Annotated in this window: 16 protein-coding genes; 4 read left to right on the top strand and 12 right to left on the bottom strand. The window is 63.5% G+C overall.

Annotated features, from left to right (window positions below; genetic code table 11):
- Genes NKH04_RS07265 through NKH04_RS07250 form a run of 4 tightly spaced genes read left to right on the top strand, consistent with a single transcriptional unit; the run spans position 1 to position 4,999 of the window.
- Positions 1-1,257, top strand: a complete 1,257-nt coding sequence (locus tag NKH04_RS07265; RefSeq protein WP_353044155.1) for a sarcosine oxidase subunit beta family protein — start codon at positions 1-3, stop codon at positions 1,255-1,257.
- A 13-nt stretch (positions 1,258-1,270) separates the two neighbouring features.
- The gene (locus NKH04_RS07260) at positions 1,271-1,552 is read left to right on the top strand and encodes a sarcosine oxidase subunit delta (RefSeq protein WP_353021041.1); all 282 of its coding nucleotides are present in this window, start codon (positions 1,271-1,273) and stop codon (positions 1,550-1,552) included.
- Positions 1,549-4,503: a sarcosine oxidase subunit alpha family protein gene (locus NKH04_RS07255; protein ID WP_353044154.1), complete on the top strand. Its 2,955-nt coding sequence runs from the start codon at positions 1,549-1,551 to the stop codon at positions 4,501-4,503. The genes NKH04_RS07260 and NKH04_RS07255 overlap by 4 nt, the downstream gene beginning before the upstream one ends.
- Positions 4,496-4,999: a sarcosine oxidase subunit gamma gene (locus NKH04_RS07250; protein WP_352470573.1), complete on the top strand. Its 504-nt coding sequence runs from the start codon at positions 4,496-4,498 to the stop codon at positions 4,997-4,999. Before NKH04_RS07255 ends, NKH04_RS07250 begins: the two co-directional genes overlap by 8 nt.
- Positions 5,000-5,064: 65 nt before the next feature.
- Here NKH04_RS07250 and NKH04_RS07245 read toward each other — a convergent pair whose 3' ends face one another.
- From NKH04_RS07245 to NKH04_RS07190, 12 genes are all read right to left on the bottom strand, one after another.
- Positions 5,065-5,529: a cupin domain-containing protein gene (locus tag NKH04_RS07245; RefSeq protein ID WP_352470574.1), complete on the bottom strand. Its 465-nt coding sequence runs from the start codon at positions 5,527-5,529 to the stop codon at positions 5,065-5,067.
- Positions 5,530-5,732: 203 nt separating this feature from the next.
- Positions 5,733-6,608, bottom strand: coding sequence for an aldose 1-epimerase (locus NKH04_RS07240; protein ID WP_353044153.1), 876 nt, complete (start codon positions 6,606-6,608; stop codon positions 5,733-5,735).
- A 5-nt stretch (positions 6,609-6,613) separates the two neighbouring features.
- Entirely contained in the window at positions 6,614-7,414 is an 801-nt protein-coding gene (locus NKH04_RS07235; RefSeq protein WP_245274602.1) for a FadR/GntR family transcriptional regulator, read from the bottom strand.
- Between the two features lie 2 nt (positions 7,415-7,416).
- Positions 7,417-8,361 (bottom strand): ABC transporter permease, encoded by a 945-nt coding sequence (locus NKH04_RS07230; RefSeq protein ID WP_353044152.1) that lies wholly within the window; start codon positions 8,359-8,361, stop codon positions 7,417-7,419.
- Positions 8,362-8,414: 53 nt separating this feature from the next.
- The gene (locus NKH04_RS07225; RefSeq protein WP_353044151.1) at positions 8,415-9,935 is read right to left on the bottom strand and encodes a sugar ABC transporter ATP-binding protein; all 1,521 of its coding nucleotides are present in this window, start codon (positions 9,933-9,935) and stop codon (positions 8,415-8,417) included.
- A 96-nt stretch (positions 9,936-10,031) separates the two neighbouring features.
- Positions 10,032-11,015 (bottom strand): substrate-binding domain-containing protein, encoded by a 984-nt coding sequence (locus tag NKH04_RS07220; protein ID WP_353044150.1) that lies wholly within the window; start codon positions 11,013-11,015, stop codon positions 10,032-10,034.
- A 30-nt stretch (positions 11,016-11,045) separates the two neighbouring features.
- Entirely contained in the window at positions 11,046-11,822 is a 777-nt protein-coding gene (locus NKH04_RS07215; RefSeq protein ID WP_353044149.1) for an SDR family oxidoreductase, read from the bottom strand.
- 5 nt (positions 11,823-11,827) lie between these two features.
- Positions 11,828-13,105: a galactonate dehydratase gene (gene dgoD, locus NKH04_RS07210; RefSeq protein WP_352768613.1), complete on the bottom strand. Its 1,278-nt coding sequence runs from the start codon at positions 13,103-13,105 to the stop codon at positions 11,828-11,830.
- A 102-nt stretch (positions 13,106-13,207) separates the two neighbouring features.
- Positions 13,208-14,713 (bottom strand): aldehyde dehydrogenase family protein, encoded by a 1,506-nt coding sequence (locus tag NKH04_RS07205; RefSeq protein ID WP_353044148.1) that lies wholly within the window; start codon positions 14,711-14,713, stop codon positions 13,208-13,210.
- The gene (locus tag NKH04_RS07200; protein ID WP_352470583.1) at positions 14,710-15,198 is read right to left on the bottom strand and encodes a (2Fe-2S)-binding protein; all 489 of its coding nucleotides are present in this window, start codon (positions 15,196-15,198) and stop codon (positions 14,710-14,712) included. The genes NKH04_RS07205 and NKH04_RS07200 overlap by 4 nt, the downstream gene beginning before the upstream one ends.
- Positions 15,195-18,341 (bottom strand): molybdopterin cofactor-binding domain-containing protein, encoded by a 3,147-nt coding sequence (locus NKH04_RS07195; RefSeq protein ID WP_353044147.1) that lies wholly within the window; start codon positions 18,339-18,341, stop codon positions 15,195-15,197. Before NKH04_RS07195 ends, NKH04_RS07200 begins: the two co-directional genes overlap by 4 nt.
- Positions 18,338-19,204: an aromatic ring-hydroxylating dioxygenase subunit alpha gene (locus NKH04_RS07190; protein WP_353044146.1), complete on the bottom strand. Its 867-nt coding sequence runs from the start codon at positions 19,202-19,204 to the stop codon at positions 18,338-18,340. The genes NKH04_RS07195 and NKH04_RS07190 overlap by 4 nt, the downstream gene beginning before the upstream one ends.
- Positions 19,205-19,216 lie beyond the last annotated feature (12 nt).

Raw genomic sequence — 19,216 nt, 5'->3', positions numbered from 1 at the left:
ATGGCGCGCTACTCGGCACTCTCGATTTTCCGCAACGCGCTCGCCGGCCAGAAGAATTGGCAGCGCGCCTGGCGTGCGGCGGAGCCAAAACCGTCCTATGATGTGATCGTCATCGGCGGCGGCGGACACGGCCTCGCCACCGCCTTTTACCTCGCCGAGAACCACGGCATCCGTAACGTCGCCGTACTCGAAAAGGGCTATGTCGGCGGCGGCAATGTCGGCCGCAACACCACCGTCATCCGCTCCAACTACCTGCTCGACGGCAACACCCAGTTCTACGAATTCTCGATGAAGCTCTGGGAGGGCATGTCGCGGGCGCTGAACTTCAACGTCATGTTCTCGCAGCGCGGCCAGCTCGTCACGGCGCATTCGGCCGATCAGCTCGACGGCTTCAGCCACCGCGCCAATGTCATGCGGCTGAATGGCATTGATGCCGATATCCTCGACCGCGACGAGGTGCGCCGTCTCGTGCCCTATCTCGATTTTTCCGACACCGCCCGCTTTCCGATCCATGGTGCCATCTTCCAGGGCCGGGCGGGCACGGCGCGCCACGACGCCGTCGCCTGGGGCTATGCGCGCGCCGCCGACAGCCATGGCGTCGACATAATCCAGAACTGCGAAATGACAGGCTTCCTCCGCGACCGCGACAGTATCGTCGGCGTCGAAACGACGAAAGGCCGGATCGGCGCCGGCAAGGTCGGCCTCGCTGTTGCCGGTCATACATCCGTGCTCGGTGCCAAGGCCGGCCTTGACCTGCCGATCGAAAGCCACGTCCTGCAAGCCTTTGTCACCGAACCGCTGAAGCCGCTGGTAGATCACGTCGTCGCTTACGGCGCCGACCATTTCTACGTCAGCCAGTCCGACAAGGGCGGACTGGTCTTCGGCGGCAATCTCGACGGCTACAATTCATACGCCCAGCGCGGCAATCTCGGCGTCGTGCGCGAGGTGGCGGAGGCGGCGATTGCTTTGATGCCGTGCATTTCGCGCGTCCGTCTGCTGCGCCACTGGGGCGGCGTCATGGACATGACTCCCGATGCCAGCCCGATCATCTGCCCGACGCCGATCGACGGCCTCTATCTCAATGGCGGCTGGTGCTATGGCGGCTTCAAGGCGACGCCGGCTTCCGGCTGGTGCTTCGCCCACACGATCGCCACCGGCAAGCCGCATCCCCTGATCGCGGCCTACGGACTCGATCGTTTCCGCACCGGCCACACGCTCGATGAGGCCGGTGTCGGCCCTTCCGCCTGGCTGCAATAGGAGGCGGGACAAAATGCTGCGCATCGAATGCCCCTGCTGCGGCCCGCGCGACCATGACGAGTTCCGCTATGGCGGCGATGCCTCGGTCACGCGTCCGGCCCATGACGACGCCGATCCGGAGGCCTGGTACCGCTACGTCTATATCAGGACAAACCCGGCCGGCCCGCACCGTGAATTCTGGCAGCACGTGACCGGCTGCCGGCAATGGCTGGTGGTCGAACGCGACACCCGCAACCACGCGATCGCATCCGTCGACTTCGCCAGGAAATCGACTGTCAGGAAACAACCGGCATGAGTTCGAACCGCAAACGCCTGCCAGCGGGTGGCCGCATCAGTCGCGAGGTGCCGGTAGATTTCACCTTCGATGGCCGCAAGCTGATTGGGTATCGCGGCGACACGCTCGCCTCCGCGCTGCTCGCCAATGGCGTCACTCTGGTCGGGCGCAGCTTCAAATATCATCGCCCGCGCGGCGTTTTTTCCGCCGGGCCCGAAGAGCCGAATGCGCTGGTTACGCTCGGGAGCGCCGGCAGGCGCGAGCCGAACCTGCCGGCGACGACGCTGGAACTCGCCGACGGCATGGTCGTGGAGAGTCAGAACCGCTGGCCGTCGCTTGCCTTAGACGTGCAAAGCGTCAACGGCCTTTTCGCGCCGTTTCTGTCCGCCGGCTTCTACTACAAGACCTTCATGGGCCCGACGCGCCGCGCCTGGATGTTCTACGAACATTTCATCCGCAAGGCGGCCGGCCTGGGCAAAGCCGGCACCGGCCCCGATCCCGACCGCTACGAGGTTCATCATGCCTTCGCCGATGTCGCCATCGTCGGCGGCGGCCCGGCGGGATTGTCGGCGGCGCGGGCGGCCGCCGCGGCCGGGGCGCGGGTCGCGCTGATCGAGCAGGATTTCCTGCTTGGCGGCCAGCTTCTGGCGGAACCGTCCGACAGCGCAGCGGCCGCATGGCTGAGGCAGGCCGAGGCCGAGTTGGAGGGCTTCGAAACCGTCGCGTTGATGAAGCGGACGACCGCTTTCGGCAGCTATGACGACAATGTGCTTGGACTGGTCGAACAGCGCGATCCAACCGATCCGCAGCCGAATGGCGAGACACGCCAAACGGTCACCATGCTGCGCGCCCGCGCCATCGTTTTCGCCACCGGCGCCATCGAGCGACCAATGGTGTTCTCGAACAACGACCGGCCCGGCGTCATGCTCGCCTCGGCCGCGCGGACCTACCTCAACCGTTTCGCCGTCCTGCCGGGCAGGAAAATCATCGTCGCCACCAGCAATGACGGTGCCTGGCGCACCGCCTTCGATTACGCCGCAGGCGGCGCGGAGGTGACGGTTGCCGATCTGCGCGCCGTCCCGCCCGCAGCACTTGCCGCGGAAGCCGCACGGCTCGGCGTGGTGGTGCGGGCCGCAACGCGCATCGTCGACCTGCACGGCGGCCATACCGTCAGGCGCGTAACGCTCAATGGACCGGAGGGACAATCCTCGGCCGCCTGTGACCTGGTCTGCATCTCCGGCGGCTGGTCGCCAACCGTGCATCTCACCTCCCACCTCGGTGTCAAACCTGTCTATCGCGACGACATTGACGGCTTCGTGCCGGGCGTCTTTTCAGCCAGCCAGTTCGGCGCCGGCGCAATTATAGGAGCTTATGCGACCGCCGCTGCCGTCGAGCACGGCCATCGCGCCGGCATCGAAGCGGCAGCCTCCTGCGGCAAGTCGGCGCCGGTGCCCGCTCCATCGAAACTCGATCTCGGCGAGACCGCTACGACGCTACTTCGCGAAGCCCCTTCGGTCGGACGTGGAAAAGCCTTCGTCGATTTCCAGATGGACGTGACGACCGGGGATATCGAGCTCGCCCATCGTGAGGGCTATGAATCGGTCGAGCATCTGAAGCGCTACACCACGCTCGGCATGGGCACCGATCAGGGCAAGACCAGCAATTTTCCTGCACTTGCCGCCATGGCAGCGCTGCGCGGCGCAACGATTCCCGAGACCGGCACCACGACCTTCCGCCCGCCCTATACGCCGGTGGCGATCGGCGCGCTTGCCGGACGCGCCGTCGGCCATCATTTCAAGCCGATCCGCCGCACGCCGATGCACGACTGGCACATGGCGAATGGCGCCGAGATGCTCGAGGTCGGGCTCTGGATGCGGCCCTATTTCTACCGGCAGTCGGGCCGCGACGTGAACGAGGCCTATGTTGCCGAAATGCGTACCGTGCGTCAGGCCGCGGGGCTGATGGACATCTCCACGCTCGGCAAGATCGATGTCCAGGGCCCGGATGCGGCAATCTTCCTCGACCGCGTCTATGCCAACGGCTTTGCCAAACTGGCGATAGGCCGCGCCCGCTACGGCGTCATGCTGCGCGACGACGGCATCGTCTTCGACGACGGCACCACGACGCGGCTGGCGGAAAACCGGTTCTTCATGACCACTTCGACCGCCAAGGCCGCCGATGTGCTGTCGCGTCTCGAATTCCTACTCGACACGGCCTGGCCGGATTTGCGCGTGGCCGTTACCTCGGTCAGCGATGAATGGGCGGCAATGTCGGTTGCCGGGCCTAACAGCCGCGCAATCCTCGGTGTTGCTTTTCCTGGTCTCGACGTTTCCGACGCGGCGCTTCCGCATATGGGGCTACTCGAAAGCGAGTGGCAGGGCCGTGGGCTCCGCATCCTGCGCCTCAGTTATTCCGGCGAGCGCGCTTACGAAGTCTATGTCGGCGCAGCTGCCGGTGAACAGCTCTGGAGCCGCTTGCTCGAAGCCGGCAGACCCTTCGACCTGAAGCCTTACGGTGTCGAGGCGCTCGGCGCGCTGCGGGTCGAAAAGGGCCATGTCGCCGGACCGGAGATCGATGGGCGCACGACGCTCGACGATCTCGGCCTCGGCCGCATGGCCGGCAAGCGCAGCGGCTTCGTCGGCGATGTACTGCGCCGCCGCCAGGCCTATCAGGCGCCTGAGCGCCAACGGCTGGTCGGACTGGAATGCGCCGAAGACGGCAAGCGCCTCCGCGGCGGGGCGATCCTGTTCCTGCCCGACCACAAGATCGAGGGCCATGGCCGCGGCCGGGTGACCTCGATCACCTTTAGCCCAGAACTCGACCGCTATGTCGGATTGGCCCTGCTTGCCGGTGATGTCGCGGCAGAAGGAAGCGAGGTCGTGGCGGTCTATCCGATGAAGGCCGAAACGGTTCGCGCCCGCGTTGTCTCGCCGGTATTCATCGATCCGCAGGGAGAACGGCTGCATGGCTAGCTTGACCTCTTCTCGGGATTTCAGTCTGTCCGTGGCGGATTGTCCGCTTATCCAGATCGAGGGCTGGGACGCGACACTGAGACAATTCGAAAAGAGCGTCTCGGCGTCGCTCAACACGAAACTTCCCGCTTCGGTGGGAGAGACGGTTCGCCACAAGGGCCTTTTGACCATCCGCGTTGCACCTCGCCGCCTTTGGCTGGCTCTCGACGAAGGCACAGAAGCGCCAGCCCTTGTCGTCGACCCAGATCTCGGCTGTTCCGTGCCCCTTGGGGAAGGTCGTGTTCGTTTGAAAATGGCCGGCCCTGGTATCGCAAGGCTTCTGTCCGGCTGCATTGCCGTCAACTGGCACGCGCCGACCGCCGCTCCGGGCCGCGCCGTGCAAACATCCTTCCATCACGTGCCCGTGCTCTTCCTGCGCACCGGCGAGACCGCGTGCGAACTCATCGTGCCGCGAAGTTTTTCGCGAAGCCTCTCGGATTGGATTGCCGACGGCTAGCCAATACCGGTTCTTCGGGCAAGGGCCGGCTTTAGCGGCGATCCAAGCCGCCATCACGAAGCCATCTACTCTCTTGCCGGCCAGTCCTGCAGGAGCGTAATCCCAAACTTCGGCGCGGCTACTTTGAGCCGCTCGATATCGGCAGGCGTCGGCGGCCCGACCACCTCTCCCTTGCTGCGTTCATGGCCACCTTCGGCAAGAAACTGCTCGAACACACTTGGCGTGTCTATCAGGATATAGCGAACGAGCTGGTTGCCGGGATTCATAAGCTGGTGCGGGATGCCCCGCTTCAAAAACATGCTCTCGCCGGGCGAGAGCGTTCGGACCACACCGTCCACAATTGCGGTCAAGTGCCCTTCGATGACGTAGACCGTCTCGTCGTCATTCGCATGAACATGGATTGGCGTTTTGGTGTGCCCGTCGCTTCTGTTTTCGAACAGACTCAACAAGCCTCCCGTCTGTTCGCCGGAGACCAGTCGCTTCATGACGATGCCCGCGAGCACGAATTCTTTTGGTTCAACATCCGTCATTGATCCAATCCTGCCAGGCACATTTGGTGGGCCGTCAAGCAGACGAGCTGCGCAGCGACATCCGGCAAACGTCGAACTGGCTCGCGGGTTCCCGGTCGCCGGAGTTCCCTCTTCCCAAGCTCCGTTTGGACGAAAAGACGGCTTCGTTGTCACCGGACATGCAGGCCGACATCCGCCAATTCGAGGGCGCCGCAGAGGTCCGCCTAACTGACGGCAAAGCTGCAACGGGCTGCCAGGCTCTCGCCGGGCCCAAGCACCGACAGTCCATTCCATTTGTCGATCGAACCCCGATTATGAGCATCGACAACATGACTGACCGGTTCAAAACAGAAGAAGTCGCTCTCGTCCGATGGCGAATAGACCAGGTACAAATTCAAGGGCGATGAAGCTTCAATCCGCAGGCTGCAACTGTGCTCTGGCCAAGATATGGAGGCGACACCATCCCAGCCAGCGAACACATTGTTTATCCATCCGCTCGGCAAGGCGGCCGGGGCGCCGAAATTCCAATCGGGATGGGTTTTGACATCCACATATCGTTCAGGGAGATGGTTGGGCCGTTCGAGGCAAACCTGTGATGCCGCGGCGTGAAGCGTGGTCAACGCTGTTCTCGGGAACCATGGATGGATGCCAAGCCCGAACGGCAATCTGATCGATGCCCGATTGACGATGCGAAGTTTTAGCTCGAGCCCCTGTCCGGCCAGCGCGTAGCTCACCTCGGCGCGATATCGGTATGGGCCGGGCCCGTTGCTGATGAGCGACAGCTTTGCGTTGTCCTGCGTTACGCTGTCGACGTCCCACTCGCTCGAAAATCCATTGCCGTGAATGGGAAATGGCTCGCGTGCAACATTGGCAGGTAGTTCGTGGAATTTGCAGTCGAATGTGAACCCGCCGCCCGAGATGCGATTTGACCATGGCAAAAGCAGGTTGCAGGCAAGGTCGAACGGGTTGCTGCTCCCGCCGTTCGGCCAAGGCCTGAAGAGCGGCACGCGTCCATGGTCCAGTCTCGCAAGACCTGCCCCAAGCGATGGGACGATTTCAGCAGACAGGTCTCCGCTTCTGATCTTGATCGTCCCGACCATCCGCTTCAGACGGTATCGGCCTTGGCAGCGGCGATCGGCTGTTGATGGCGGCCTTTGCGAGCCACTGCAAGAAGGTCGTTCGACGCGATCCCGATGAGCGCCTTCATCTGATCGTGTGCATCGTCGGCCCTCCGCATCCTGATTGCCTCCAGCACGTCGCCATGCGCGCTCAGCGTCTGCTGGTAATTAGCGGTGGCCGATGTGGTCAAGCGGAAGGAGAAGCTGAGGGCGGCCGCAAGCATATTGCCGAGATTGGCGAATACCGGGTTGCGGCTGGCACGCAGGATGGCCGTATGAAACCTGACGTCGGCATCGAGACACGCAGCAAGGTCATCCTGCGGAGCAATGCGCATGGCTTCATAGGCCGCTTCGATGACCGCGAGATCGCCTGACGTCGCCATCTTGGCCGCAAGTTGGGCGGCAGCGGGTTCAATGACCAGCCGCGCCTCGATCAATCCTCGGACGAAATCGAGATCGGGCTCGATATCGCGCATCCATTCCAGAACCTGTGCATCCAGCCTGTTCCATTCGCTCGACACGCGCACACGCGTCCCGGCCCGCTTGCGCGCCTCGATCAATCCTTTCGCCGAAAGCGTCAGAAGAGCATCGCGAAGCGCGGTGCGGCTGGCCCCGTAGATAACGCAAAGCTCGGCTTCCGTCGGCAGGACGGAGTGCTGGGCGTAGGAGCCGGCGAGGATGCGCTGTCCGAGATCGCGTGCGATGCGATCCTTGAGCGATGACGTTGTGCCATCTGCGGCAGGAATGTCCTGCTTGCCTTGGCCAGTCGAAGCGATCGCCGCGTCCATCGTCATGTCCTGTTCAAGTGGTACTCGGCAATTACCACAGCAAGTATCAGCAGCGAGCCCTTGGCAAGCAACTGATAGAAGGTTGGCACGGACGTCAGTATCATTCCGTTGTTGAGGACGCCAATGATGGCGACGCCCAGCAGTGCGCCGACGATCGTGCCCTTGCCGCCCTGCAAGGCGCAGCCACCAAGAACGGCCGCTGTGATGGCCTCGAGTTCCAGGCCTTGGGATCCGGATACGGGCTGCCCGGAGCCGGTACGGGCAGCCAACAGAATCCCGGCCAATCCGGCCGCCACTCCACTCATGATGTAGATGCCGACGCGGTAGCGGTTGATGTCGATGCCGGAGAAGCGTGCGACAACGGGATTGCCGCCCAGCGCATAGATGTTGCGGCCAACGATCGAGCGGGCAAGGAAGAGATGGAACACGATCGCGGTCAGCAAGAGAATCCAGATCAGCAGAGGCAGGCCGAGGATTCGTCCGATCCCGATGAAGCGGAAAGTCTCGCTGAAAATCGCGATCGATTGCCCGTCGGACATGATGAACGCGATGCCGCGGAAGATCGCCATCGTACCGAGAGTCGCGATGACAGCGTTGACCCGCCCATAGGTGATGATGATGCCGTTCACGAGGCCGGCAAGACCGCCCAGGACCAGGCCGGCAAGAATGCCCGCGGCGGGTGATCCGGTGGCCTGGATGGCCATTGCCGTCGATACTGTGGTCAGACCGACAATTGCGCCGACGGCAATATCGAGCCCTCCGGCGACAATAACCACGGTCTGGCTCATCGCCAGAACGCCCAGGATGGTAATGCCTAGACCGATGTTCAGCAGGTTTCGGCTGGAGAAGAACACGTCGCCTCTCAGGGTGCCGAAAATGAGCACGAGAATGGCGAGAGCAACAAGAAGGCTTACGTTGTGAATGCCGATGCGCTCTGCGATGCGCAAGGAAGCGCGCCTTTTGCCGGTTTGCGTTGTTGCTGTCCTGAGCTCAAGGCTGTTCACTGAATTTGTCCTCCAAGCGATGCTGCAGACTGAGGCATGGCATGTCTCAGGATCATGGCCTCGTCGATGTCAGGGCGGGAAAGTTCGGCCGTGATCCGGCCTCCAGCCATAACAAGCACCCTGTCGGCCAGCCCGATCAGTTCCGGCATTTCCGAGGAGATCAGGATTATGCCGATGCCGCTGGCGGCGAGTTCGTCGATCAGGCGATAGATTTCCGCCTTGGCGCCGATGTCGATGCCGCGGGTCGGCTCGTCGAGGATGAGAAGCATCGGCTGCCGCGCAAGCCAGCGCGCAAGAACGACCTTCTGTTGGTTGCCACCCGATAATTTCGAAACCTGTTCGTCGAGGTTGGGCGCCTTGATCGACATCTTTGCTGCAAGCGGTGAGACGATCTCCAGTGCCTTGCGCCGGTTGAAGAAGCCGAAGGTCGACGTTCTGTCGGGCACGCAAAGCGAGGCGTTATCAAGAATGCTTCGGAACAACAGCAGCGCCTCGTGCTTGCGGTCTTCCGGGGCAAAGCCGATGCCCGCCACGATCGCTGCATGCGGACTGTTGGGGCCAACGGGCACACCATTCATCGTTATGGTTCCGTCGAGGCGCCGATCATAGCCGACAATCGCCTTTGCCAGTTCGGATCGACCCGCACCCATAAGGCCGGCAATGCCGAGCACCTCGCCGCGGCGGACCTTGAGGCTCACATCGGTGACGTGGTCGGTGATCAGGCCCGTCACCTCCAGCAACGGTTGCCCCGATTGCCACGTCTCGCGCGTAAACAGATCGGCTATGTCGCGGCCGACCATGAGCTTGGCTATGGTCTGCTCGCTGGCACCGGCCGCGGGGGAATCATCGACCAGCCGGCCGTCCCGCAAGACAACAATGCGATCCGCAAGGTCGATGACCTCGTTCAGCCTGTGAGAGATGTAGACGATCGAAGTGCCCTCGCCGCGCAGCCGGCGAATTACTGAAAAAAGACGGCGCGCTTCGTCGTCGGTCAGTGACGAGGTCGGCTCATCGAATGCGATCAGCCGGCCGCCGGCACGTATGGCGCGCATGATTTCGATCATCTGGCGCTGTGCCGGACCGAGTGTGCTGCAGAGTTGACGCGGCAGCATATCCTGCTGCATGCCGAAGGTCGCAAGCACCTTATCGGTCTGCTCCTCGAGCCTGTGCCAGTCGAGCAGGACGCCTGCCAGCCGCGGCAGTTCGCCGACGAAAATGTTCTCGGCCACGGTCAGGTTCGGAACGATCTCCGGCTCCTGATGGATGACGCGTATTCCGGCTCTGTGGCTGTCGCGCGGTTCGCTGAAAACGATCGGCGTGGAGCCATGCAGCACGGTGCCGGTGTCCGGTGCGAACACGCCCTCGAGAATTCGCATCATTGTCGACTTGCCGGCGCCATTCTCGCCAACCAGGGCAAGCACCTCTCCTGGCCGAAAGGCAATCGAGACATTGTCGAGCGCCTGCACGACGCCGAAGCGCTTCGATATCCTGTCGAGCGAGAAGAAATCCGATTGCATCAAAAGCTCACTCCCGAGGACCGATCCGTGTGCCCGTCGACGAACTGCCGGCCCAAAGAGCGTCATGCGCACTGCGGCGCATGACGCATATCTGGTTCAGTGGCAGAGCTTGGCTTTGTAGTCCGACGCAAAATTGTCGGCGGTGATGTATTCCGGGTCAGTGAAGGATTGAACGGGAAGCTTCGTTCCGTCCTTGATGGAGGCTAAGAGAATCTTCACCGCCAGCGCGCCATGATTTTCCGAATTGAGCCACATCGTACCACGGAACGCCGAGGGCTTTCCGGATCCGAAGGCATCGCAGGCGCGGCTACCGTCGATGCCGATCCCCATGCCCTGGTCTGCGGAATAGCCGGCATTCTCCAATGCTCGCGCACCACCCAGCACGCCATCATCGTTGCATGAATAGAATATCCAGTTCGTGACGCTGGGATTGGCCGTCAGTGTGGTGGTCATCACGTCGATGGCGTTGACCATCGTGTTGTCGTAGGGGACGCGAACGATGTTGCCCGGCTTGAAATCGGGCACCGCCTTCAGGAACGCTTCTTCCGCGCCCTTGTTGCGCTGCATGCAGGTATCGGCCTTGCGGTCCTCGATCGAGGCGATGCGCACCTCTTTGCCCGTCCAGCCTTCAGCCTTGTAGAGCTTGGCAAGCTCTTCGCCCACCCGCGCACCGATATTGTAAGCATTCATGCCGACATAGGGGACCTGGGTGCCATCCTGGTAGTAGATATCGTCGTCCACCGCCACCAAGGGAATTTTTGCGGCCTTTGCTTTCTCCGCGATGACCGGTCCCAGCGCCTTGTCGGGGACAACGATGGCGATGCCTTTCACGCCATCGCCGACCATCGTATCGAAGGTCGTGATCGTCAAATTGGCGTCGAACTGAACGTCCTGCGACACGAACGCGGCCCCGGCCGCCTCAGCCGCTTTCTTGGCGCCGCCGACTTCGGCGACGAACCATGGATGATCTCCCATCTTGTTGATGTAGCCGATCTTGATGTCGTCTGCGCTTGCTGTGCCACTCATCAGTCCGGCAGCCAGTATCGCAAATGTCGCCAAAGCCTTTGTTGTGGTTTTCATGAAGATCCTCCCTGAGCTCAATGGTGGTTGCTAGTCGTGGTAGACAACCGAGCGCCCACCGTCGATGGTGATCGTCTCGGCATTTATGAACGGCGCTTCGTCCGAAGCGAGGAAAACCGCCGTCATTGCAACCTCGTCCGGCCGGCCAATTCGCTTGGGCGGATGGAGGTCGTAGGCTCGCCGCTTCTCCTCGGCGGGGTTCGGGAATGTGTTCCAGTAGGCTTCCGCGATCGGCGTCTCGATATAACCGGGGGCGATCGCGTTCACCCGGATACCGCGTGCGGCATATTCGATGGCCAGCGAACGGGTCAGGCCCAAAAGTGCATGCTTGGCGACCGGATACGGGAACGTATGGGGAATGATCTGGAAGGCGTGACAGCTCGCTATGTTGACGATGGACCCCGAGCCCTTCGCCAGCATCGTCGGCAAAACCGCCTTGGCGCAGAACCACGCGGCCTGGAGGTCGAGCTTGAGGCAGCGCTCCCATTCCTCATCCGGCATCAGCAATGGTTCGTAGAAGACATTGGCACCGGCATTGTTGACCAGAATGTCGACGCCGCCATAGGCCGTGATCGTGCGGGCGACCATGTCCGCGACCGCGGATACGTCCGTGACATCCGTCTCGACGAACAATACGTCGGCGCCTCCGGCACGCAATTCGTCGGCGACCGCTTTGCCGCTTGCCGCATTCAGTTCGGCAATGACGGTCTTTGCCCTATGTGTTGCAAAGGCGCGGGCGGTGGCGGCACCTATGCCTTGGCCGGCGCCCGTGACGATTGCGATCTTTCCTTGCAGCCGGCCTGCCATTGCACTCACCAGTCAACCACGGTGCCGTCCGGCATGACGGCATTGCGGGCATGCAGCACTTCCTGCTTGAAGGGGTGACGCGCGATGACGTCCTCATTGACGGTGACGCCAAGGCCCGGCAGATCGGGCAGGTCCCAGCGGCCTGGTTTACGCCGAATTGGCCAGGTAACGACGTCGTCGTACCAGGCGACGGCACCGGACATCTCCTCCTGAATGACGACGTTTGGCGTCGATATGCCGAAGTGAAGAGCAGCGACGCCAGCGATCGGACCGAGCGGGTTGTGCGGCGCAAGGCCGATGCCTGCCGTTTCCGCCATGGCCGCGATCTTCTTTGTCTCCAGCAGACCGCCAGTGTGGCAAATATCAGGCTGGGCAATGTTGAAGGCACGGGCTGCGATCGAGTGCGTGAATTCGCGACGCCCGATCAGCCGCTCGCCGGAAGCGATCGGCACGGCCGATCGCGCCGTGATATGCGCCAGTCCGGCAACATCTTCGGGCGGCACGGGTTCTTCCGCGAACATGATGCGGGCCGGCTCGATTGCTCTGAGGTAATCCATCGCAGCGTTAACGGATGCAGGGCGTCCATGGAAATCGACCATGATGTCGATGTCCGGACCTATGGCCTCGCGAAGTGAGCCAACCATGTTGGCGACAGAATCAACGGCTTTCGCAGGCGATGCGTAGTGGGTGTAGGGAATGCAGACGACCTTGACCGCATCGTAGCCTGCCTGCGTCACGATGCGTCCGCGTTCCACGATCGCGTCCGCGGATCCGGTCTCATAGACCGCCTTCATGTCTCCGAGGCCGAGATGCGTATAGGTGCGCAGATAGTCGCGAACCTGTCCGCCCAGAAGGCGCCAGACGGGGACGCCCAATGACTTGCCCAGGATGTCCCAGAGCGCGATCTCGATGCCGCTGACGGCAGACATTCCCTCGACGCCAAGACGCCAAAATCCGTGGCGCGTAAGTATCTGGTAGCACTGCTCCACGTTGCGCGGATCCTGCCCGATGAGCAGGGCCTCAAGGTCCTGAAGCGCCCCAACGACGGCTCGGGTCTTCCATTCCAGCGTTGCCTCACCCCAGCCAAACAGCCCGGGCTCGTCGGTTTCGACCCGGACGAAGACCCAGTTGCGCATTTCCGCATTGCAGACGCGCGCCTTGATGGCCGTGATTTTCATCGGTCCTCCCAGACCTGCCGCCTTTTTTCGATGGCAATATGTATGATTTATTACGGATAATATGGACGAGTCAAGCGCAACGTCGATGTGGACCAGCGCCGCCAAGGGACTGGTCCTCAGGAGGATCCGAGCAATTTTCGATCAATCCTTGTCCGCCGATGGAGGGCTGTCAGCCTCCGATCCGCGAACATCGCGGAAAAGGCGCGGCTAAATCACCGCGCAGACCGTTTTCGTCTCGAGATAGTTCTCCAGGCCCGGTGCGCCGTTCTCATAGCCCCAACCGGATTGCTTGTGGCCGCCCTTCGGCAGTTCCGGCGAGAAGTAGGAATGGCAATTGATCCAGACGGTGCCCGACCGGATACTTGCGGCAAGGCGATGCGCAGTGGATAGGTCGCGGGTCCAGACGCTTGCGGCGAGGCCGTAGGGCGAGTCGTTCGCAAGGCTTATCGCCTCCGCGACATCGTCGAACGGTGTCACGGCAACGACTGGGCCGAAGATTTCCTCGCGCATCATGCGCATGTCCGGGCGCACGCCGGTAACCACGGTCGGCTCGAAGAAGTTGTCGAAGCGCCGGCCGCCGGCGATGATCTCGGCGCCGCTGGAAGCACCATCGCCGACGTAGAAGGCGACGCGCGCAGCCTGGGTCCCGTTGACCAGCGGACCAAGGTCGGTATCCGGGTCAAGCCCGTGTCCGAGCCGCAGCTTTCGCGCTTCTTCCGTCAGCCCCTCCGCCAGACGGTCGTAGATCGAGCGATGCGCATAGACACGCGAGCCGGCGACGCAGACCTGGCCGGCATTGGCGAAGATCCCCCGAGCCACTCCGGGGATTGCGAGCCCCATGTCCGCATCGGGCATGATGATGGCCGGCGACTTGCCGCCCAGCTCGAGCGTCAGCTTCTTCAGATTGCCGCGCGCTGCGGAGACGATCATCTTTCCGACTTCCGTCGAGCCGGTGAAGGCGACCTTATCGACATCGGGATGTGCAGCCAATGCTGCGCCCACGGTTTCACCGAGACCGGTCACGATATTGACGACGCCGTCCGGCAAGCCGGCTTCGATCATCAGTTCGCCCAGCCTGAGGGCGGTGAGCGACGTTTCCTCAGCTGGCTTGAGCACGATCGTACAGCCGGCGGCAAGCGCCGGGGCGAGCTTCATCGAGGCCATAAGCAGCGGCGAATTCCAGGGCGTTATGGCAGCCACGACACCGATCGGCTCTCGCACCGTGTAGGCGAAAATCTTGCTGCCCACCGGTTGGTAGCTGATGGAGGTGGGGATGGTCGTGCCGAGGATTTTCGTGGCAAAACCGGCAAAATAGCGGAACTGCTCGGCCGAGGCGGGAATCTCGGCGAAGCGCGAGGTCTTCAGCGACTTTCCTTGGTCAAGCGTCTCGAGTTCTGCAAGCTCATCGGCATGGCGTTCAATCAGGTCGGCGATGCGCCATAGCAGCTTGCCGCGTGCCGACGGTGTCATGTCGCGCCAGCTCTCGCCTTCGAAAGCAGCACGCGCCGCAGCAACGGCGCGCCCGGCGTCATCGGCTGTGCCTTGCGCCAGCAGCGCGAGCGTGTCGCCATTCGCAGGATCGGTCGCGGGCAAGGTTGCGCCATCGCTGGCGTCGCACCAGCCGCCGCCGATCAGGTGCCGCATTCTGGGTTTGGCCAGGAACGCCTCGACGCCTGCGTGCCTGGCTGCACCGTTTCGAATGATGACCGTCATGTCCGTGCTCCGCAAGCGAACGCCTCGACCGCCGCGAGGGCACCGCGGATGATGGAATGATAGCCGGTACAGCGGCAGATATTGCCTTCGAGCGCAGTGCGGATCTGAGACTCGTCTGGAGCCGGATTCTCCAGCAGCAGAGCGGTCAGCGCAACAGTAATGCCGGGTGCGCAGTAGCCGCACTGGAAGGCGTTTTCGGCCGCCAGAGCCTGGCGCAGGACAATGGCTTCGGGAAGGTCGTCGAAACCCTCCGGCGTGATGATGGTGGCCCCGTCGAGTTGCCACGACATGAGCAGACAGCCATTGACCGCGCGATCGTCCATCAGCACGGAACAAGCGCCGCAGCGGCCGATGCCGCAAGCCATCTTGGCGGCAGTCATGCCGAAATGATCGCGCAGCAGGTCGATCAGGCGCAACTCGGCGGGCACGGCCAGCGCCTGGCGGCAGCCGTTGAGGTTAAAGGTAATCGCGATCTCGCCACTCACGCTGCACTCCTCTGCAGGGCGTCGAGTACCCATTCAGGATCGACCGGGAGGCGCTCGGGCCAAGCCCCTGTGGCGTCCGCAATCGCGTTGACGACGGCTGGCGACACGGCACCAATGCCAAGCTCACCAACTCCGCGCGGGCCGAACGGGTCGTCCTCGTCCAGATCCTCCAATGCGAAGGTCGCGAAGCTTTCCGGCGTGTCGGCAATGCCTGGCAGCATGTAGAAGTCGAGGTTGCCGGCAAGATACCGGCCATCCCGCATCGCCGCGTCCTCAGTGAGGGTGAAGCCCAGCCCCTGGACGCCGCCGCCTTCGATCTGGCCAAGATAGGCGGCGGGATCGAGCATCGGTCCGGCCGCGGTGTGCTGATGGAGGTCGAGCACACGTACCTGTCCGGTGATGCGGCTCACGGCAACGCGCGCCAGTGTCGCGCCGAAGGCGAAGATCAGGCGTGCATTGCCTTCCAGATAGTCCGATTTCGGAAACTCGAAGCTGACGGCAGCAGCTGGCAGCCGGTCGGGAGGCAACGCCTCGGCAAGCTCGGCGAAACTCATGAGCAGTGAGCCGCTGTTGGAATGTCGCTCGACGATACCGCCGGTTGCCAGCGCCAGCGTCCCGGCTTCGCGGCAAAGCAGCTGGCCCGCTGCTGCCAGCAGGTCGCGCGTAAAAGGTGGTGCGGCGACTGCCGCGACCCGCCAAACCACGTGAGTGCCGCGCGAGGCGGTGGAGGAGCCGGATTCGGGCGTCGCCGCCGTATCACCGGTGACCGGCCGGACATCGTCGCGGCCGCAGCCGAGCGCTCCGGCGACCGCGGCCTTCACCGAGGTGAGCAGGCCTTGTCCCATCTCGTCCAGGCCATAGAGCGCTTCGATCATGCCATCCGGAGCCAAGCGCAACGCGCCTCCGGCCGGGTCCGGCGGCAGCGTGCCTAGTCCATTGCCTTGATAGTTCATCGCCATCCCGACGCCGATCTTCTCAGAGCCGTCGAACGACGGACCACGCGGCTTGGCCCAGATCGGGTCAGCAGCGGCGGCTTGCAGCATCTCGGCCAGACGTTCGGACGGCGCGACCTGCTGGCCGAGATGGCCTCGCGTGCCAGGCTCGCGCAAATTGCGGCGCCGTATCTCGATAATGTCGATGCCGGCGGCTTCGGCCAGCCGGTCCAGCTGGCACTCTACCGCGAAGGCCATCTGGTTGGCACCGAAGCCACGAAACGCGCCGCAGACGCCGTTATTGGTATAGGCGAGCCTGCCCGAGCTGAGGACGTTGGGAACGACATATGGCCCGCAGGCGTGTTCGAGCGCCGTCTCAAGCACGCCCGGACCGAGCGACGCGTAGGCGCCGGCATCCGCGATCACATCCACCTGTTGGGCGAGCAGACGACCCTCGGCGTCGCAGGCGGTGCGCATATGGATGTGCATGGCATTGCGCTTGGTACCCGCGATGACGGATTCCGCCCGGTCGAGATGCAGCCGCACGGCGCGTCCGGTCTTCAGCGCCAGCAGGGCCAGGGCCGGCTGCACGGTCAGCTCGTCCTTGCCGCCGAAAGCGCCGCCAGTCGGGCTGGTGACCACCCGTATCCGCTCTTGCGGCATACCGAGGATGCGCGAGAGCTGCATGCGGTCGCGGCGGCCATGCTGCCCACCGGCAAAGACGTTCAGGGTACCATCCGTGCCGACGAAAGCGTAGCCGCCCTCCGTCTCCATAAAGCCGTGCATCTGGCTCGGCGTTTCGTAGACAGCCTCGACGATATGAGCTGCCTTGGCAAAAGCCGCGGCGGCATCGCCACGCGTGAACTCGAAGCTGCACTGCAGATTGCCTGAGGCGTGGACCGGCTCGGCCCCAGCGGCGAGTGCCTGTTGGGGATCGCTCACAATTGGCAGCGGCTCGTATTCGACGCTGACGAGAGCAAGCGCGCGTTCGGCCGTCCGTGTGTCAACAGCGGCAACGGCAGCAACAGCGTCGCCGAAATAGCGGACCTTGTCGAAGCACAGTGCCGGCTGATCCTGCACGACAATGCCGAAGGCATTGCTGCCGGCAATGTCGCGGTGCGTTACAACCGCCGCGACTCCTGGCAGCGCCTCGGCCGCGCTCGTATCGATGGAAACGATCCTTGCATGGGGAATGCCGGCACGCCGAATGCGCCCGACCAGCATGGCGGGCTCGCGACGGTCGGTCAGGTATTCGAGCCTGCCTGCGATTTTCGGCGCAACGTCCGGCCGCTGGTGCCAGCGTGCGCCGATCTCCGATCGCGACACGAGAATTTCGGCAGGTGGATTTCCGGACGGCACGGTCCGCCGGCGCGGCGAATGTGCTCCTTGGGACAACTTTCCGCCGAGCCCGAAGACCAGCGCATTCGCCACGACACTGCGCCGATAGCGGTCGGACCGCCATGCATCATCGATCGCCGGCGCCTCTTCGAGAATTGCGGCGTGCAGCTCGGCCCAATCGATCTCTTGGAGGCGCCGGCCGATGAGCAGCGCTTCGGCGTGACCGAGACGGGCTGCTTCCCCGCCGCCGCTGGCCGCGAGCCGCGCGATCGTGACACGATCGTCCGCCGTTTCGATCAACCCGGCGACACCGGCCACGCTTGGGGTGAAGGCGGCGCGCAGGCCGACTTTGCGATGGGTCCAGCGAGCGGCAGGCTGCGGTGGAACGATGACCGTCTCAATGAGGCCCGCTGACGGTGCGTCGGCCAACCATTGCGCGAGCGGCACGACGGCGCGCCCAGCCGGTGAGACGATCTCCAGCTTCGCATCGATCGCGAGCAGGGCCGGCAGAAGGCAACCCGTGCCCCCCGCGACGTTGCCGCCCAGCGTTGCGAGATTGCGGACGGCGGGTCCCGCCGTGGCGCGGACTGCGGCTGCGAGCAGAGGCAAAGTCTCGCCTATCGCCCGGTCACGCTCCAAGGCACCCAGGGTCGTCAGTGCGCCGATCCGAAACCCGTCGCCGGCCAGTTGGATGCCCTTCAGGCAGGCGATACGGCCGATGTCGATGAGGCGCCGCGGCTTTGGCAGGCCCTTCGCCCAGCCGAGCTGCAGCGCCGTGCCCCCGGCGACCAGTTGCGACGCGCCCTCGCCTGCCAATGACAGCGCCTCGGCAACGGAGGTCGGGCGAAGCACCTGGAGACCCGATTCGGTCATGTGGCTCTCGCGGTCGTGCCGAAACGGATGCCTTTTTCCTTCAGCCAGCGGCGGTAGGCGATGGAGGACCCGTCGGCGCGGGTCGGGATTTCCATCCGCGGCTCGAGTGGAAGGCGCAGCGGCCGCTGGTTCTCCACGATGATCCGGTCTTGCAGGAAGATGACCTGTTCGAAGTTGAGCAACGCCGTCTGCGTCGAAGCCGAGTCGACGAGATACATGACCGGCTGGGCGCGGCAGCGGTCTTCCTCGATGGGCTGGATGAACAGCGCGATTGCGTCGAGCCGGTCCGGCGCCACGTGGCACACGCGATAGAGCATCACCACGAATGGGCTCGGCACGCGATAGGTCAGATGCACGAACGCGCCGGAGCTTTCCGTGGCGGCAATGCGCGGCTGGAAAAACGTGCAGTTGGTCGCCCAGACCTCGTCTACTTCGCGACGTATCTCGCTCAGATAGGCCGGTACTTCCGTGTGCGGCTCCGAGCCGAGAATGTCGGTATGCACGAAGGGGAAATGCGCCATGTCGAGGAAGTTCTCTACGACACGCAAACCCGACGCCCGCATCGTCACCCAGCCGCAGGGCACGTAGCGGCGGTCGGGTTCCGATGCCTCGGCGATCTCGAAGATTTCCTTCCCGGGCAGGCCCAGCGTCGTCCAGACGCAGCCGTAGCGCTGCCGGACGGGCAGCGCGGGGCCGCGGTTGCCGTCGTCCAGGACCTCCCGAACCGTGATTTCGCCCGTGATGTCACGGACCAGTTCGATGTCCTGGCCGAGCAGCCGCGTATGGCTCGGCGCGCCATCCAGGTCGGCGACCGTCTCCACCGCGTACCAATCGTCCAGTGCCGCCCTGTCCGTCGTCTTCATGACCGGGGCTCG

Origin of the sequence: Mesorhizobium sp. M1365 (genome assembly GCF_040317865.1) — a bacterium.
Classification (GTDB): domain Bacteria; phylum Pseudomonadota; class Alphaproteobacteria; order Rhizobiales; family Rhizobiaceae; genus Mesorhizobium.
Note: the sequence above shows the minus strand (reverse complement) of the source record. Positions and strands in the feature narration are given on the sequence as shown.

Bases quoted from the DNA above. Each gene is read 5' to 3' on its own strand.
- NKH04_RS07265 (WP_353044155.1), top strand. From the start codon at position 1: ATGGCGCGCTACTCGGCACTCTCGATTTTCCGCAACGCGCTCGCCGGC.
- NKH04_RS07260 (WP_353021041.1), top strand. From the start codon at position 1,271: ATGCTGCGCATCGAATGCCCCTGCTGCGGCCCGCGCGACCATGACGAG.
- NKH04_RS07255 (WP_353044154.1), top strand. From the start codon at position 1,549: ATGAGTTCGAACCGCAAACGCCTGCCAGCGGGTGGCCGCATCAGTCGC.
- NKH04_RS07250 (WP_352470573.1), top strand. From the start codon at position 4,496: ATGGCTAGCTTGACCTCTTCTCGGGATTTCAGTCTGTCCGTGGCGGAT.
- NKH04_RS07245 (WP_352470574.1), bottom strand. From the start codon at position 5,529: ATGACGGATGTTGAACCAAAAGAATTCGTGCTCGCGGGCATCGTCATG.
- NKH04_RS07240 (WP_353044153.1), bottom strand. From the start codon at position 6,608: ATGGTCGGGACGATCAAGATCAGAAGCGGAGACCTGTCTGCTGAAATC.
- NKH04_RS07235 (WP_245274602.1), bottom strand. From the start codon at position 7,414: ATGGACGCGGCGATCGCTTCGACTGGCCAAGGCAAGCAGGACATTCCT.
- NKH04_RS07225 (WP_353044151.1), bottom strand. From the start codon at position 9,935: ATGCAATCGGATTTCTTCTCGCTCGACAGGATATCGAAGCGCTTCGGC.
- NKH04_RS07220 (WP_353044150.1), bottom strand. From the start codon at position 11,015: ATGAAAACCACAACAAAGGCTTTGGCGACATTTGCGATACTGGCTGCC.
- NKH04_RS07215 (WP_353044149.1), bottom strand. From the start codon at position 11,822: ATGGCAGGCCGGCTGCAAGGAAAGATCGCAATCGTCACGGGCGCCGGC.
- NKH04_RS07205 (WP_353044148.1), bottom strand. From the start codon at position 14,713: ATGACGGTCATCATTCGAAACGGTGCAGCCAGGCACGCAGGCGTCGAG.
- NKH04_RS07195 (WP_353044147.1), bottom strand. From the start codon at position 18,341: ATGACCGAATCGGGTCTCCAGGTGCTTCGCCCGACCTCCGTTGCCGAG.
- NKH04_RS07190 (WP_353044146.1), bottom strand. From the start codon at position 19,204: ATGAAGACGACGGACAGGGCGGCACTGGACGATTGGTACGCGGTGGAG.